The sequence below is a fragment of the Stenotrophomonas sp. CFBP 13724 genome (assembly GCF_014841975.1).
GTDB classification, from domain to species: domain Bacteria; phylum Pseudomonadota; class Gammaproteobacteria; order Xanthomonadales; family Xanthomonadaceae; genus Stenotrophomonas; species Stenotrophomonas lacuserhaii.
On sequence record NZ_JACYUW010000001.1, the window covers coordinates 309179 to 325701 of the forward strand.

13 protein-coding genes are annotated in these 16523 nt (G+C 67.4%); 9 read left to right on the forward strand and 4 right to left on the reverse strand.

The window, feature by feature from the left end:
* The first annotated feature begins 18 nt into the window (after positions 1-18).
* Together IFT63_RS01305 and tkt are read left to right on the forward strand one after the other, a co-directional pair.
* Positions 19-1356 (forward strand): dicarboxylate/amino acid:cation symporter, encoded by a 1338-nt coding sequence (locus IFT63_RS01305; RefSeq protein WP_192083006.1) that lies wholly within the window; start codon positions 19-21, stop codon positions 1354-1356.
* Between the two features lie 270 nt (positions 1357-1626).
* On the forward strand, positions 1627-3627 hold the full coding sequence (tkt, locus tag IFT63_RS01310) for a transketolase (RefSeq protein ID WP_192083008.1): 2001 nt from the start codon (positions 1627-1629) through the stop codon (positions 3625-3627).
* Positions 3628-3861: 234 nt separating this feature from the next.
* Here the strand turns inward: tkt and IFT63_RS01315 are convergent, their stop codons facing one another.
* Positions 3862-5814 (reverse strand): acetyl-CoA hydrolase/transferase C-terminal domain-containing protein, encoded by a 1953-nt coding sequence (locus IFT63_RS01315; protein ID WP_192083010.1) that lies wholly within the window; start codon positions 5812-5814, stop codon positions 3862-3864.
* On the opposite strand from IFT63_RS01315, the gene IFT63_RS01320 reads away from it, so the two are divergent.
* Positions 5813-6058, forward strand: coding sequence for a hypothetical protein (locus IFT63_RS01320; RefSeq protein ID WP_152620673.1), 246 nt, complete (start codon positions 5813-5815; stop codon positions 6056-6058). The genes IFT63_RS01315 and IFT63_RS01320 overlap by 2 nt on opposite strands.
* A 47-nt stretch (positions 6059-6105) precedes the next feature.
* Positions 6106-6678, forward strand: coding sequence for a hypothetical protein (locus tag IFT63_RS01325; protein WP_192083012.1), 573 nt, complete (start codon positions 6106-6108; stop codon positions 6676-6678).
* A gap of 4 nt (positions 6679-6682) precedes the next feature.
* Here the strand turns inward: IFT63_RS01325 and IFT63_RS01330 are convergent, their stop codons facing one another.
* Together IFT63_RS01330 and IFT63_RS01335 are read right to left on the reverse strand one after the other, a co-directional pair.
* Positions 6683-7483 carry an MBL fold metallo-hydrolase gene (locus IFT63_RS01330; protein WP_192083014.1) on the reverse strand — a complete coding sequence of 267 codons (801 nt, stop codon included), beginning with the start codon at positions 7481-7483 and terminating at the stop codon, positions 6683-6685.
* A gap of 11 nt (positions 7484-7494) precedes the next feature.
* Positions 7495-8310, reverse strand: a complete 816-nt coding sequence (locus tag IFT63_RS01335) for a S1/P1 nuclease (protein ID WP_192083016.1) — start codon at positions 8308-8310, stop codon at positions 7495-7497.
* Positions 8311-8412: 102 nt separating this feature from the next.
* On the opposite strand from IFT63_RS01335, the gene IFT63_RS01340 reads away from it, so the two are divergent.
* Complete coding sequence (locus tag IFT63_RS01340; RefSeq protein WP_192083018.1) at positions 8413-9126, forward strand: aspartate/glutamate racemase family protein; 714 nt, start codon at positions 8413-8415, stop codon at positions 9124-9126.
* A 93-nt stretch (positions 9127-9219) separates the two neighbouring features.
* Here IFT63_RS01340 and IFT63_RS01345 read toward each other — a convergent pair whose 3' ends face one another.
* Positions 9220-9846 (reverse strand): OmpW family outer membrane protein, encoded by a 627-nt coding sequence (locus IFT63_RS01345; RefSeq protein ID WP_192083020.1) that lies wholly within the window; start codon positions 9844-9846, stop codon positions 9220-9222.
* 190 nt (positions 9847-10036) lie between these two features.
* Here IFT63_RS01345 and gap point away from each other — a divergent pair, with 190 nt between their 5' ends.
* From gap to IFT63_RS01365, 4 genes are all read left to right on the forward strand, one after another.
* Complete coding sequence (gene gap / locus IFT63_RS01350) at positions 10037-11041, forward strand: type I glyceraldehyde-3-phosphate dehydrogenase (RefSeq protein WP_191769850.1); 1005 nt, start codon at positions 10037-10039, stop codon at positions 11039-11041.
* A gap of 160 nt (positions 11042-11201) precedes the next feature.
* Entirely contained in the window at positions 11202-12353 is a 1152-nt protein-coding gene (locus IFT63_RS01355; protein WP_192083022.1) for an N-acetylmuramoyl-L-alanine amidase, read from the forward strand.
* An 89-nt stretch (positions 12354-12442) separates the two neighbouring features.
* Entirely contained in the window at positions 12443-15127 is a 2685-nt protein-coding gene (locus IFT63_RS01360; RefSeq protein WP_192083024.1) for a DUF2339 domain-containing protein, read from the forward strand.
* Complete coding sequence (locus IFT63_RS01365) at positions 15124-16491, forward strand: DUF3999 domain-containing protein (RefSeq protein WP_192083026.1); 1368 nt, start codon at positions 15124-15126, stop codon at positions 16489-16491. The genes IFT63_RS01360 and IFT63_RS01365 overlap by 4 nt, the downstream gene beginning before the upstream one ends.
* Positions 16492-16523: the final 32 nt, after the last annotated feature.

Consider the following 16523-nt stretch of genomic DNA (forward strand, 5'->3'; position numbering starts at 1 on the left):
TCCCAGGAAACCGACCCGATGACAGCAGCCAGCCCCGCGAAGAAGAAGATGCCTCTGCACTGGAAGATGGGCATCGGCTTCGCCATCGGCCTGGTGCTGGGTCTGGTGGTGCATGCGCTGGGTGCGCAGACGCCAGCACTGATGGACGCGGCGAAGTGGCTGATGCACTACATCACCACGCCCGCTTCCGGCCTGTTCCTCAACCTGATCTTCATGCTGATCGTGCCGTTGATCTTCTCCGCGCTGGTGATGGGCGTGTCGGAGATGGGCGACATCCGCGCGCTCGGCCGGATCGGCTGGAAGACCCTGGCTTACACCATCGTGCTGTCCAGCATCGCGGTGGCGATCGGGCTGGTGCTGGTGAACGTGCTCAAGCCCGGCGTGGGCGTGGACCCGGCCATGGCCAACCAGATCCTGGCCGAGAACCTGGAGCGTTCAAAGGAAATCGTGGCCGGTGCCGGCAGCCAGCCCAAGGGCATGGACATGCTGCTGTCGATCGTGCCGAGCAACATCGTGGAGGCCGCCTCCAGCAATGGCGCGATCCTCTCGCTGATGTTCTTCGCGTTGATGTTCGGCATCGGCATGGTGCTGACCGACGATGAAAAGGTCGCCCCGCTGCGGCGTGCCATCGAAGGCATCTTCGAAGTCTCGATGACCCTGATCAACCTGGTCATCCGCCTGGCGCCGTATGCGGTGGCCTGCTTCATGTTCAACCTGGCCGCACTGTTCGGCTTCGAGCTGCTCATCCGGCTGGGCGCCTACGTCGGCGTGGTGGTCCTCGCGCTGGGCCTGCACATGGTGGTGACCTATGGCGTGGCGGTATGGTTGTCCGGTCGCTCGCCGCTGGCATTCTTCCGCGATACCCAGGAAGCCACGGTGATGGCGTTCTCCACCGCCTCCAGCAATGCGACCCTGCCGACCGCGCTGCGCGTGGCCGATGAGATGGGCCTGCCGCAGAAGGTGTCCCGCTTCGTGCTGACGGTCGGCGCGACCGCCAACCAGAACGGCACCGCGCTGTTCGAGGGCGTGACGGTGATCTTCCTGGCGCAGTTCTTCGGCGTGGACCTGAGCATCGGCCAGCAGATCATGGTCATGGCGGTGTGCATCCTTGGCGGGATCGGCACGGCCGGCGTGCCGTCGGGCTCGCTGCCGGTGGTGGCGATGATCTGCGCGATGGTCGGGGTGAACCCGCTCGGCATCGGCCTGATCCTGGGCGTGAACCACTTCCTGGACATGTGCCGGACCGCGCTGAACGTCACCGGCGACCTGGCCCTGACCACCCTGGTGGCCAAGGGCGAAAAGGACGAGCCGGCCATGGCCGCGGCCGCGACGGCACCGACCGACCGCGTCGTCTGAATCGGTTCATCGGCGTTGCCGGGGCGATTGCTGCCCCAGTGCGCCGCTGCGCTCGCCGACCCTGGGTCGGCGCCACCGGGGGATCCGGCTGCTTTGGTAGCGCCGAGCCATGCTCGGCGGATGCCCTGGTGCGCCGCTGCGCTCGCCGATCCTGGGTCGGCGCTAGCGTTGGCTGACCCGGCGGTTACCGCGTGAGTCCGCCCGGCGTGGCACGGCGCTACAATGACTCGCCCGCACGTCCGCGGCCGCCTCCCTGATTCCGATAGAACCATGACGCAGCCTACCCGCCGCCAGTTGGCCAACGCCATCCGCTTCCTTGCCGCCGATGCGGTCGAGACCGCCAAGTCCGGCCACCCCGGCATGCCCATGGGCATGGCCGACATCGCCGAAGTGCTCTGGAACGACTATCTCCGCCACAACCCGAACAACCCGAAGTGGTTCAACCGTGACCGTTTCGTGCTGTCCAACGGCCATGGCTCGATGCTGCAGTACGCCCTGCTGCACCTGAGCGGCTACGATCTGCCGATCGAGCAGCTGAAGGCGTTCCGCCAGCTCGGCAGCAAGACTGCCGGCCATCCGGAACACCACGAAACCCCCGGCGTGGAGACCACCACCGGTCCGCTCGGCCAGGGCTTCGCCAATGCCGTCGGTTTCGCCCTGGCCGAAAAGCTGCTGGCCCAGCGCTTCAACCGCCCGGAGCTGGAAATCGTCGATCACCGCACCTACGTGTTCATGGGTGACGGCTGCCTGATGGAAGGCGTGTCGCATGAAGCCGCTTCGCTGGCCGGTACGTGGGGCCTGCACAAGCTGGTCTGCTTCTGGGACAACAACCACATCTCCATCGACGGCAATACCGATGGCTGGTTCACCGACAACACCCCGGAGCGTTTCGAGGCCTATGGCTGGAACGTGGTGCGTGACGTCGATGGCCATGACCCGGAAAGCATCAAGGCCGGCATCGACGCCGCGCTGGCGCAGTCCGACAAGCCGACCCTGATCTGCTGCCGCACCACCATCGGCTTCGGTTCCCCGGCCAAGGCCGGCAAGGAATCCAGCCACGGTGCGCCGCTGGGCAAGGACGAGCTGGAAGCCACCCGCAAGGCACTGGGTTGGGAATACGGCCCGTTCGAGATCCCGGAAGCCATCTATGGCGGCTGGCGTGCCGGCGGTACCGGTACCCTGCGCCAGGCCGAATGGGAACAGCAGTTCGACAAGTACGCCGCCCAGTACCCGCAGCAGGCTGAAGAACTGACCCGGCGTTCGCACGGTGAGCTGCCGGAAGACTTCATCGCCAAGGCCGATGCCTACATCGCCCAGGTGGCCGCCGAAGGCCCGACCATCGCTTCGCGCAAGGCATCGCAGCTGGCCATCGAAGCCTATGCACCGCTGCTGCCGGAGCTGGTGGGTGGTTCGGCCGATCTGGCGCACTCCAACCTGACCCTGTGGAAGGCCAGCAAGTCGGTCGCCACCGACGACGCCAACGCCAACTACGTGTACTACGGCGTGCGCGAGTTCGGCATGACCGCCATTGCCAACGGCCTGGCCCTGCACGGCGGTTTCCTGCCGTTCGACGCCACCTTCCTGGTGTTCAGCGACTACGCCCGCAATGGCGTGCGCATGAGCGCGCTGATCCCGGCCCATGCCATCCACGTCTATACCCACGACTCGATCGGCCTGGGCGAAGACGGCCCGACCCACCAGCCGGTGGAGCACCTGGCCTCGCTGCGCTACATCCCGAACAACGATGTGTGGCGTCCCTGCGATGCGGTGGAATCGGCGGTCAGCTGGAAGGCCGCGATCACCCGCCAGGACGGTCCGAGCTGCCTGGTGTTCAGCCGCCAGAACCTGCCGCACCAGCCGCGTGATGCGCAGCAGATCGCGCAGATCGAGCAGGGCGGCTACGTGCTGGCCGATGCCGAAGGCGGTAACCCGGACGTGATCCTGATCGCCACCGGTTCGGAAGTGTCGCTGGCCACCGAAGCCAAGGCGCAGCTGGACGCGGCCGGCCTGAAGACCCGCGTGGTCTCCATGCCGTCCACTGATGTGTTCCTGCGCCAGGACGCGGCCTACCGTGAATCGGTGCTGCCGAACGCGGTGCGCAAGCGCGTGGCGGTCGAAGCCGGTGTCACCGGTTTCTGGCGGCAGTTTGTCGGCCTGGACGGTGCAGTGGTGGGTATCGATACCTTCGGCGCATCGGCGCCGGCGGATGCGCTGTACAAGCACTTCGGCATCACCACCGGGCACGTGGTAGAAGCCGCCAAGGCGCTGTAAACCGCACGAACTGAAAACGCCCCGCAAGGGGCGTTTTTTTGTGCCATCGGACCCGTCGAAGAACGCTCCGCGCCCGCGGTAGTGACGGCCGCTGGCCGTCAGCTCCTGCCTTGGCCTTGGTGGGTGACCACCTGCTTTATCGGGGTGGGTGACGACCGTTGGTCGTCACGCTGTTGCTCCGTTGCCGTTGCCGTTACCGCTGCGCTCGCCGAGCATGGCTCGGCGCTACCTCCGCTACGCGGCCGTGCGGGCCAGCGCCAACCGCAACAGGCGCGCGTTCAAACGCTCGCCGAAATTCGCCGGCGCTTCAAGCCCCATCCGCTGCAGATACACCGCATCGCCATCGCCGGCGCGTTGCTTCAACGCCGCCCACACCGTGCGAAGCTTCGCACCGCGTGTCTGTGTGTTGGATTTCAGCCAGCCCAGCGCCTTCACCAGCACCTGCTCGACCGCGGTGAAATCACTGCCCAGCGGATAATCGGGCAAGGTGCCGTCGCCACGGAACGCAGCCAGTGCCGCGGACAACGCCTGCGGCGTATTGCGCTGCGACCGCGGATCGACCTGCGCCGCCGCTGCCAGCTTGCGCGCGGCCTTGGCCTGCTGCAGCAATGCGTCCTGGAACGGCTGTTCGGTGATGCCGGCCATGGCCTGCACGCAATCGGCGTCGGTCAGTCCGCGCAGGTCGGCGATGCCATATTCGTTGAGGTACACATCGCGCAGGTGGCGCGGAATGGTCGTGTGCCCATAGTTCCAGCGCACGTTGCTTTCGCGCGTGCCGGCATCTTCGCGTGCGGCGCGGAACATCAGCACGCTGCGGGCTTCGGGCAGCGCATGCGCCATCGCCACGAAGTTGTACTGGCCGCCCACGCCGGACACCACGCGCCCGTCTTCCAGCGCATCGGATACCGCAGCGCCGAGCGCGGTGGCCATCATGCAGGAATTGAAGAAGCGCGCATGGCGGCGCTGCAGCCGCTCCAGTTCTTCGTTGCCGCCGTACAGCTGGTTGATCTCACTGATCCGGCGCATGCCGATGGCGCGGCATTCGTCGTCGGGCAGGGTGCGCAGCCACTCGTAGAATTCGGGCGAGCCGAGGTAGAACGCGCCGTGCAGGTACTCGCCTTCGGCGGCCAGCGTGGCGTGGTCGGCGGTGTAGGCGCTGCCGTTGTCCAGCCGCTTCATCAACGCCAGGTCATCGTGCACCTTGCGCTTGATCACTCCACACTGCACCAGTTTGCGGAAGCCTTCGTTGAGCATTTCGCTGCAGCCGTACAGACCCTCTTCGAACGGACCCAATCCACCGATCTCGGCCACCAGTGGATGCACCGCCAGCTGTGGATCCAATGCATGCAGCACGCGCCGGTACAGCGCGTTGTCGGTATGGCGCAGCACCAGCGCGTGGCTGAGCGCATCGGCCAGCGCCCCGATGCCGATCTGCAGGGTGCCGCCGTCCCGCACCAGCGTGCTGGCATACAGGCCGATGGCATGGTCGGCATCGCTGACCGGCTGCCGCGGCAGGCCGAACAGCGCCGGATAGGGGCCGGGCGGGGTGATCACCAGGTCGAAGAAGGTCTCTTCCACCGCGGCACTACCACCCAGCCAGGGCAGCTGCGGATCCACTTCGGCGATCAGCAGCGGGCGCGGCAGGCCGCGTGCGGCCATCGCATCGAGGGTGTCCTGGGTGATGTCGTTGTTGCACGAAAGCGACAGCCGGCTGCTGCCCTCGCGGCGGGCCACTTTCTGCAAGATGGCGTGCGGCGCGCGCTGGGCCACCGCATCGGCGGCGTGGGTGTAGTTCAGGCTGGTGTAGCTGGCCTGCGCCTGCCGCGAACGCAGCAACGCGCCGGACTGCATGTAGAACTCTTCCACCTGCACGTGATCCGGCAGGGTGTCGGCTGCCATCGCATCGGCATAGGCCAGGCGCACGACGTCCTTGCCGAAATGGCGTTCGGCGAACGGTCCCATGAAGCGGGCCTCCAGCCCATCGCCATGCGCCACCGGCGGATTCAGCGACAGTGCGGTGTAGATCTGCAGAGGCCGCGCCGGGTCTTTCTCCACCCGCGCGTACAGCGCGTTGAGCAGCCGATGCGGCTTGCCCAAGGCGAGTGGCGCACCGATGCGGATGGATCCCTCCACGCGTGCCAGCAGCCAATCGACGGCGCCATCGAGATCGGTCAGGTGGTCGGTCATGCGTGCGGATTCCTTGTACATCATGGACGCATTACAGCATGCCCGGCTTGAACGTCATAAGAAGGTGGAAGAAGATCTGCCTCAGCGCCGAAGAACGGGCCAGGAGAATGAGAAGGGCTTTGCGCCTGAGGGGGAATTCAACGCCGGACGCAGCCCTGGCAGGGTGGATGAAGCCGGGCCGGTGGGTGTTATTTTTACGCAACGACGCCTCCTGACGAGTGATTCCCGATGCTGGATGCTGTGAGAACTTCGCCGCGCGACCTTCTCGCTGGGCGACAACGCGCCGTTGCCATGAAGCGACTGTCGGTGCTGGTGGCCGGCACCTTGTCGCTGGCCGGCTGCGCCACCCACGAGCACCTGACCGCGCAGGACACCCGCGCGGAGAACGTGGATCACCAGCGGCTGCAGGTGCGCAGGGACGGCGGCGGTGCGGGCGCCGTGGAAGCGTATGACCTGCGGCCAACCGAGGGCTACCGCATGCCGCAGCTGCATACCGCCCCGCCGCCGGTGCTGGGCAGTGCGGATCCCCGCCAGGAACTGGCGCCGACCAGGGTATGCCTGCAACTGGTGGTGGATGCGGATGGCAGGGTAGAGCGCAGCCTGCCGCTGGCCGATCGGCCGGAGTGCGAAGCCGGGACTGCTGCGGTCAACCTGCCGCTGCTGCAGGCGGCGCAGCACGCAGTGGCGATGTGGCGGTTCTCGCCCGCCGCGCTCTGCCATTTTCCTGCGGGAAGCGCACCGCGCGATGCCAGCGACTGCGACGGCGCCGAGCGGATCGAACCGGTGCCGGTCAGTCTGCTCTACGCCTTTACCTTCGAAATAGTGAAGGGCCGGCACTACGTTCGTAGCGAAACCGGCGGCTGAGCGCTCAGCCGCCCCCGAGCAGGTTGGACTTTATCGCGGGCTGCATCAGGCGCGGTTCGGCCAGGGTGGCATCGCGGGCCTGGCGCATGGCCACGAACTCGGCTTCGGTCATGCCGTCGCGGACATGGATGTTGTGCGCGCGCTGTTCGCCGATGCTGGTCTGGTTGGCGATGTCGCGGCCACCGGTGCCGTAGTCGTGGCACACGAAGACGCGTGTCTGCTCCGGCAGCGACAGCAGGCGCTGGATCGAGCGGTACAACTGCGCCGCATCGCCGCCGGGGAAATCGCAGCGCGCGGTGCCGCTGTCGGGCATGAACAGCGAATCACCCGGGAACAGGGCGTCGTCGATCAGGTAGGCGATGCTGTCACTGGTGTGCCCGGGCACGGCGATCACGCGTGCGTCCAGCGTGCCCAGCGCGAAGCGTTCACCGTCGGCGAACAGATGGTCGAAGGCGTCCGGGATCGCCGACAGGTCCAGCGCCAGCCGCGGCGCGAAGGTGGCCTGCACCGCGCGGATGCCTTCGCCGATGGCCAGCGTGGCTTGGGGAAAGCGTGCCTTCAGCCGGCGTCCGGCCGACACATGGTCGGCATGGGCATGGGTTTCCAGCAGCCAGCGCACCTCCAGCGCGTTGTCGCGCACGTGGCCCAGCAGCGGCTGCAGCGCCGCATCGGACAGCGCGCCTGACTCGGCGTCGTAGTCCAGCGCGGCATCGATAAGCGCCGCGTTGCGGGTCGCCGGGTCGTGCACCACATAGCTGAAGGTATTGCTGTCGGGGTGTAGGAACGACTGGACGTGGGCAGGCATGCGCGGGTTCCTCAGCGGCGGCCGAGGGCGCTGTTCACTACCTGCGCCAGCCGTTCGCCGGCGATGCGCAGTTCGCCCTCGGCCACGGGGCGATACTGTTCGGTGTAGTGGTTGTCGAGCTTGCGCGAGGCCGGGTAAACCCCGTGTTCAACCGCCACCCGGCAGCTGGATTCAGCCCATGCCGCCGCATCCCGGCGCACGTCCACGCGGCGCGCAAGCGACGGTCGCGGCAACGACTGCAGTACCTTCAGGTAGCCGTCGTCATCCAGCTTGCGCGTGTTGAGCAGGCCGCTGTCCCACAGCGAGTGCAGGTTGGTGCCGCGCCCGTTGAACTGCAGCTGGAAATCATTGCCGCCCTTGTCGTGGCCGTAGCCGGCGTGCATGGGCTGGTGGATGTCACCGACCAGGTGCACCACGAACTTCAGCGCCTGCGCACGCTCGGTGTCGCTGCGGTTACGGTCGGACAGGATCAGCGTCTGCTGCTTCAGCGCTTCGATCACGCAGTTGCCGTCCGGGCAGTGCTTGGGTGCCTGGTAGACGCAGCCGTCTTCGGCCATGTTGATGTAATGCCACTTCGCCGAACGACGTCCCAGGTCACGATCGGTGGCGCGCAGCTGGTCGGCCCACGGGGCGATGCCGGACAGGGTGGGATCGGTCTCGCCGGCAAGCAGGCGATCCACTTCGGCGCGCGCGGCCCGGGTAAGGCGGGTTTCTGCGACACGGCCCACCAGCCGGTGGCCCTGCGCGCCCCAGGCCAGTGCATCGGTGGAAACGAGGGTGAGCGCTGCCAGCAGGGCAGCAGCCGGGATCAGGGAGGAGAGTTTCATCCTGCGCATTCTAGCGGGCGCCCCGTGCCTCGGCTTGCCTGGATCTGGCCGCGATCGCCCGCACCGGGGTAGGCTGACAGCTTCTCGGCGAGGGTAACCTGCATGCAGCAGAGGATCGTGGGGCTGATCGGTGGCATGAGCTGGGAAAGTTCGGCCCATTACTACCGGCTGATCAACGAGCACGTACGCGACGCGCTCGGCGGCATGCACTCGGCGCGCTTGTTGCTGTGGTCGTTCGATTTCGCCGCGATCGAAGCGCTGCAGCGGGCCGCGGACTGGCAGGAAGCGACCCGCCGGATGATCGATGCCGCGCGCAGGCTCGAAGCGGCTGGCGCCACCTGCATCGTGATCTGCACCAACACGATGCATCGCATGGCCGAGGACGTGCAGGAGGCCATCGGTATTCCGCTGTTGCATATCGCCGATCCCACCGCCGCGGCTGCACAGGCCTTGGGGCTGAAGCAGGTGGGGTTGCTGGGCACGGCCTTCACCATGGAGCAGGCGTTCTACAAAGGGCGGTTGCAGGACCGGCACGGCCTGCAGGTGCTGGTGCCCGGCGAAGAAGACCGCGCCGAAGTCCACCGGATCATCTATGAAGAACTGGTGCAGGGCAGGGTACTGCCGGCGTCGCAGGCGTTCTATCGCCAGGTGATGCAGCGGCTGGTGGACCGTGGCGCGCAGGCCATCATCCTGGGCTGCACCGAGATCATGATGCTGGTCGGCCCCGACGATGCCAGCGTGCCGTTGCTGGACACCACGGCGCTGCATGCGCGCGCCGCCGCGCAGCATCTGCTGGGCGACGGCACGTCCGTTTGAACGCCGGCCCGGCCGGGTGGGCGACGACCGTTGGTCGCCACCCTGGCGGTAGTGACGGTTGCTGGCCGTCATGCGCTTTGAACTGCCTGCGCATCAGAACTTGACCACGTACGACACGCCATAAGCCAGCGGATCGATCTCCACGGTGCCCAGCTTCTGCCCATCCAGCTTCACCTTGCTGTCGATGTCCATCCAGCGCAGGTCCACGCGCAGCGCGGCCTTTTCATTGATCGCGAAGTCCAGGCCGGCATGCGCGGCCAGTCCCCAGGAGTCGTCCATCTTCAGCCTGCTGCCTGCCAGCGCGCCGCCGGTTTCCTCGCTGAAGAACGTGGTGTAGTTGACGCCTGCGCCCAGGAAAGGGGACACCTTGCCCTGGCTGTTGAAGTGGTACTGCAGAGTCACCACCGGCGGCAGGTGCTTGGTGCTGCCGACCCGGCCGAGCCCGTCGATGTTGATGTCATGCTTGAACGGCAGTGCGGCCAGCACCTCGATGCCCAGATTGTCGGCGATGAAGTACTCGCCGGTGATGGTCGGCTTGATGTCGCTGTCCACGTCCACCTTCAGCGTGCCACCGGCCAGCGCCCCATTGTTGGACTTCGGTGCCACCTGGTGGACGCCGGCGGAGAGCGTCCAGTCGCCCTTGGACTGGGCCATGGCCGGGGCGGCGGCGAGGGACAGGGCGGCGGCCAGGCCGGCCAGCAGGGGAGCGGTGATGCGCATGGTGCGGGTCTCGTTGCGGGGTGATGGGGCCAGTCTCGGCCGGGCCTGCCTGCAACGCCTTGATCCGGATCAAATCGGCCCGGGCAGCCCGGCAGCGGGCGGCTTGGCCGCCGGTGGTCAGGGCGGTTTGCTAGACTAGTGGGCCTTATCCATCCCGCCGCGTCGCGCGCGGCCGCAGGAGTTCATCAACATGGCAATCAAGGTTGGTATCAACGGTTTCGGTCGCATCGGTCGCAACGTCCTGCGTTCGGCGGTGCTGAACTTCGGCGACGACATCGAAATCGTGGCCATCAACGATCTGCTGGAGCCGGATTACCTGGCCTACATGCTGAAGTACGATTCGGTGCACGGTCGCTTCAAGGCCGACGTGGCCGTGGAAGGCGGCGACCTGCTGGTCAACGGCAAGAAGATCCGCCTGACCCAGGAACGCGATCCGGCCAACCTGAAGTGGGACGAAGCGGGCGTGGACGTGGTGATCGAATCCACCGGCCTGTTCCTGACCAAGGAAACCGCGCAGAAGCACATCGACGCAGGTGCCAAGAAGGTGATCCTGTCGGCGCCGTCGAAGGACGACACGCCGATGTTCGTGTTCGGCGTGAACGACAAGACCTACGCTGGCCAGGCGATCGTCTCCAACGCCTCGTGCACCACCAACTGCCTGGCCCCGCTGGCCAAGGTGATCAATGACAAGTGGGGCATCAAGCGTGGCCTGATGACCACCGTGCATGCCGCCACCGCCACCCAGAAGACCGTCGATGGCCCGTCCAACAAGGACTGGCGCGGCGGCCGCGGCATCCTGGAAAACATCATTCCCTCGTCCACCGGTGCGGCCAAGGCCGTCGGCGTGGTGATCCCGGAATTGAACAAGAAGCTGACCGGCATGAGCTTCCGCGTGCCGACCTCGGACGTGTCGGTGGTCGATCTGACCGTCGAGCTGGAGAAGGAAGCCACCTACGCCGAGATCTGCGCCGAAGTGAAGGCACAGAGCGAAGGCGCGCTGAAGGGCATCCTTGGTTACACCGAAGACAAGGTCGTGGCCACCGATTTCCGCGGCGAGACCCACACCTCGGTGTTCGATGCCGAGGCCGGCATCGCGCTGGACAGCACCTTCGTCAAGCTGGTGTCGTGGTATGACAACGAGTGGGGCTACTCCAACAAGTGCCTGGAAATGGTGCGCGTCGTGGCGGCGAAGTAATTCCGCGCCACGTGTGATCCTGCGAACCCCGGCTCCGGCCGGGGTTCGTCGTTGTGGAGCCAGGGTCTTGATCACATAAGCGTGCCCGGGGGCGCTTTCCTGATGGGCCGATGCAAGGCGCGATGCTACAGCTGGGTCTCCCAAGCCGTGAGCCAACGCCATGTCGAACTTCATCCTGCGATTGCTTCCTGTTGGACTGCTCTGGATTGCTGCATCGGCGCAGGGGGCGATGCCCGCCTTGCCGGACGATGCCGGCATCGTGGCCGCCATCGTGCATCAGATGGAATCGCCATCGCTTCGATCCTCCGGCACCGTACGCGTGGCATCGGCCGCCGACGGCAGCTGGAACGTGGAACTGGGGAGCCGGTTCCTGGCCGATACGCCCGGCCCGCAGATACCGGCCGAACTGGATGCGCGATTGCAGGCGATCCGCCTGGCCGTGCTGCTGCAGCGCGAGCGGGCCGGAGCCGTGCCGCAGCCGCTGCAGTTTCTTTTCAACGGCCGTCCCCTGGAAGACCATTTCCATGAGCGTCAGCCTGCGCGAACCGGCGGTGATGTCGCAGCGGCGGGGAGCGTGGGCGTCTTCGTATCTGCCAGCCATGGCTGGTACCTGCACGGTGGCAGGACGTGGCGGCTGCAACGCCCCCTCAGCAACGGCATGGTGGAAGACCTGGTTACGCCGCGGTTTGCGCGGCAGCTGGTAGACGCGTTGGGTCGTGATGGCGTCAGTTCGTCGCTTTCGCGTTCGGAAGACCTGTCGGTGCATCCGATTGCCGACAAGCCGTGGTGGCAGATGGCCGCGCGCTACCACGCACAGGCGTTGTATCCGGAACGTGCGGATATCTGGCAGAGCTATGCTGACCGTGACACGCCGCTGCGTGAGTACAACGACGATATCCGCAGCCGGCCGTTGCTGGCCAACGAACTGGGCGCCGGCGTGCTGGTGCACCTGCATACCAATGCGGCCGCCAATCCAGCGGCAACCGGGATGATGGCCTTCCACCAGTCCGGGCGCAGCGAGGACCAGCGGTTGGGGCACGTGCTGCTGTGCGCGATGCGCGATGCCATCCAGCGCGTTCCGGCCTACGCCGGCTATCGTGTACGCGTGCAGCCGAGCGTCGGAAATTTCGGCGAAAACCGCCTCGCGCTGGCACCTTCCATCCTGGTGGAACTCGGTTTCCACACCCATCCGCAGGACGCACTCGCGCTGCAGGATCCCGTGTTCCAGGCGGCGGTCGCCGAGGGCCTGCGCAGCGGCTACGCGGACTTCCAGCGCGGCGTGGGCGCAGGGGGGGCGCGCGTGTGCCAGTGAGCAGCGCGCCCAGCAGGGCCGGCTTGACGTAGCATGGCACGGCCCGGCGGTGCCATCGTGGCACCGTAGCGACAGCAGGAAGCCGTTGAATGGAAGCGTTGATCGTCATGCTGGGGCTGGTGTTGCTGGCCATTCCATTGTTGCTCGTGGTGGCGCTGGTGAAGATATCCGGCCTGCGCCGTCGCGTAGAGCTGCTGGAGGCCTCCCTCTCCGATGCTGCCAGCGTGCCTGCTGTGCGGGCACCGACCGCCGGGCCGCACCCACCAGCGGCCGAGTGGGACCCGGTCCCGCCGCTGCAGCCCTGGCCACTGCATGCCCCGCATGCGGAGGAAATCGATCGCGAAGCGGCGGCGGAGGGCTTCGCCAACGTCTCTCCCGCCGCGCCGCCACCGCTGCCGCCCGGACACCAGGACACCGCGGAGCCGCAGCGTGCGGCGGCCCATCGCGAACCGCCGCCTCCGTCCGGCCCCAATCCGGTCGAACGCCTGCTGGCAGGTGCCAAGCGCTGGTTCACCGAAGGCAACGTGCCGGTCAAGATCGGCATGCTGGTACTGCTGGCCGGTGTCGCCGCGTTGCTGAAGTACGTCAGCGACCAGGGCCTGCTGGACGTGCCGATCGAGCTGCGCCTGGCCGGCATCACCGTCGGCGCGCTCGGCCTGCTGGTGTTTGGCTGGAAGCAGCGCGGCCAGCGTCGCTTGTTTGCGCTGGCGCTGCAGGGCGGCGCCATCGGGGTGTTGCTGCTGACCACCTTCGCGGCCTTCAAGGTCTACGGTCTGGTCGATCCTGCGCCGGCGTTCATCGCCAGCATCCTGCTGGTGGCCGGCTTGTGCGTGCTGGCCGTGGTGCAGGAATCCCGCACGCTGGCGGTGCTGGGCATCCTGGCCGGCTTCATGGCGCCGCTGTGGCTGTCCACCGGCAATGGCAACCACGTTGGGCTTTTCAGCTACTACGCGGTGCTCAACGCCGGCATCTTCGCCATCGCCTGGTTCCGTCCGTGGCGCGCGCTGAACCTGCTGGGCTTCGTGTTCACCTTCGGCATCGGCACGGCCTGGGGCGTGCTGCAGTACCGCCCGGAGGACCTGCCCACCACGCAGCCGTTCCTGGCCCTGTTCTTCGCCTTCTACCTGCTGATCCCGCTGCTGTACGCACGGCGCCAGCCGGCGGAAAAACGCGACCTGGTCGATGGCAGCCTGGTATTCGGCACGCCCCTGGTGGCGTTCTCGTTGCAGGCCGCGCTGCTGCATGACCAACCGATGCTGCTGGCCGGCATCGCAGTGGGCGTGGCAGCGGTATACGCGGTGCTCGCCCGCGCGCTGCTCACGCGTCCGTCCTACCACGTGCTGGCCCAGTCGCACGCGGTGCTGGCGGTGGGCTTTGCCACGCTGGCGGTGCCGCTGGCGCTGTCGGCACGGGTCACCGGCGCGGTGTTCGCGCTGGAAGGCGCCGGCCTGGTGTGGCTGGGCCTGCGCCAGCAGCGCCGCCTGCCGCAGATCAGTGGCGCGCTGCTGCAGATCGCGGCGGCTTTCGCCTTCGTCGCCGGTGCGGACCATTGGGACAGCGACGCGCGCATGTTCCTCAATCCCACCGCGATCGGCGTACTGCTGCTGGCGCTGGCCGGCTTCGCATCGGCGTGGAGCTGCCGCCAGCATGCCCGCAGCAGCATCGCACTGGTGTACTACCTGTGGGGCCTGATGTGGTGGCTGGCGGGGCTCGTCGCCGAGTGCTTCCGTTTCGTGCCCGACCGTCACCAGCCGGATGCGTTGTTGATCATCGCCGCGGTGACCGGTTGGCTGGCTGCCGAGGCGTATCGTCGCCAGCCCGCACGCGTGCTCGGGCTGACCACGCTGGCCATGCTCGCCTTCGCCTTCCCGCTGCTGATCGCCCAGGTGGGCACGCACGAGCAGCCGTTGGCCGGCTATGGCGGCCTGGCGTGGGCGCTGATGGCCGTGCTCGGTACGCGTTCGCTGCATGCGCTGCGCCAGGGCGCGGGCCGCGTGGCCGTCGTCGCGCAGTTCCTGTGGTGGCTGCTGTGGCCCTGCGTGCTGTCGCTGGCACTGCAGCAGGTGGCCAGCCGCTTCGGCATGGCTGGCGGATGGCAGGTGGTGGTGGTGCTGCTGCCGTGGATCGCGCTGGTGGTGGCCACGCTGCATCGCTGGCGCTGGATCAGCCTGCCGCTCGGCGCGGCGTTCGATCCTGCCCGGCCGGTGCTGCAGAGCGTGTTGTTCGGCCTGCTGGGCTGCGTCTGGCTGTACCTGCACGGCACGCCGGGCCGCTCCGATCCGCTACCGTGGCTGCCGCTGGTCAATCCTGCCGAACTGGTCCAGTGGGCGATCCTGCTGCTGGCCGCGCGCTGGCTGTATATCGGCCAGGCGCCTGCCGCGCTGCAGCGGATCCGCGTGCCGCTGCTGTCGATCGCTGCTTTCATCGCAGTAACCAGCCTGACCCTGCACGCCGTGCATCATTGGGGCGGGGTGCGCTGGAACGATGCGCTGCTGGGCTCCAGCCTGGCCCAGACCAGCCTTACCGTGGTCTGGAGCGTACTCGGCGTGGTCGCCTGGGTATGGGGCTCGCGGCGCGGCCAGCGCGTGTTGTGGACAGTCGGTGCGGTGCTGATGGCGGTGGTACTGGCCAAGCTGATCCTGGTCGACCGCCAGCACCTGGGCAACCTGCTCGGCATCGCCTCGTTCATCGCCTACGGGTTGTTGTGTACCGTGGTGGGATACTTCGCGCCGGCGCCGCCGCGCCAGCCGCAGACCGTGGAGAACCAAGCATGAAATCGTGGATGGGGCTGATGCTGGCCCTGCTGGTGGTCCCCACTGCCGTGGCCGCGCAGGAACATCGGCAGCAGTACGTCGAGCAGTGGCCACTGAGTCTTTCCAGCGCGCAGTCCGGGGCCTACCGGATCACCCTGGAGCCGCAGATCTACCGCCGTGCGTGGTCACCGCAACTGGCCGACGTGCAGGTCTACAACGCCGCCGGACAGGCGCTGCCTTCGGCCCTGCTGGCGCCGGACCAGCCGCTGGCGCAACCGCCGGTGCAGCGTGAGCTGCCCTGGTTCGTACTGCCGCCACTGGATGTCCGCAGCCGCAACGACCTGCAGCTGCTGACCGAGCGCGACAGTGACGGCCGCGTGCGCCGGGTTGAAGCACGGCTCGGCGCATCGGCGGGAGCGGCGCAGTCGGCGGGCTGGTTGATCGATGCCAGCGTGCTGGGACAGCAACCGCTTGCCGCCGTGATGCTGGACTGGGAACCACAGGCACAACCGCTGCAGGCCACCGTGCAGGTCGATGCCAGCGATGACCTGCGCAACTGGCAGCAGATCGATGCGCAGGTGCCGCTGGTGGACCTGCAGCGCGCGGGCAAGCGCCTTTTGCAGCGCCGGATCGGCGTGGACCGCAGCGTGCGCTACCTGCGCGTGCTGCCCAACCAGGGCCAGCCTTTGCCCATGCTGCGTGGCGTGCTGGCGGAACTGCCGCCGGCCGCGGCGACGATTCCGTGGGAGTGGGTCGCGCTGCAGCCGGTGAAGCAGGGCAGCGGCAGCTTCGAATTCACTCTGGATGGCCGCTACCCGGTGAGCCGCCTGGATGTAGCCACCCGCGACAACAGCCTGGTGCAGTGGACGGCCTTCAGTCGCGATGATCCGGCGGCCGACTGGCAGCGCCGCACCGCGCCATGGGTGGCCTACCAACTGGAGGCCGGCGGCGGCAGTCGCCAGCAGTCCGCGCCGCAATTGTTGTCCGGGGTGACCCGGGATCGTTATTGGAAACTGGTGGCCGATCCGGCCACGACCCCCGCCGTGCCCACCCTGCGCGTGGGTTACCAGCCCGAAGTGCTGGTGTTCCTGAGCCAGGGCGCGGCGCCTTATGCGCTGGCCGTGGGCAGCGCGACGGCGGTGCGGCAGGAGGCGCCGGTGGGCGTGCTGATCGAGGATCTGCGGCAGCGCAATGGACCGGCGTGGCAGCCAACGCTGGCACGTTTTGAAGGCGGCCCGGAGCTGTTGGCCGGTGAGGCTGCACTGCAGGCGCCGCGCGACTGGAAGCGCTGGCTGCTGTGGGCGCTGCTGGTGCTGGGCGTCCTGGTGGTGGGCTGGCTGGCGCTGAGCGTGCTGCGGCAGAAGCCGGTCGCTGACAGGGAATGACGGCCCGGTAATGACGGCCTCTGGCCGTCATG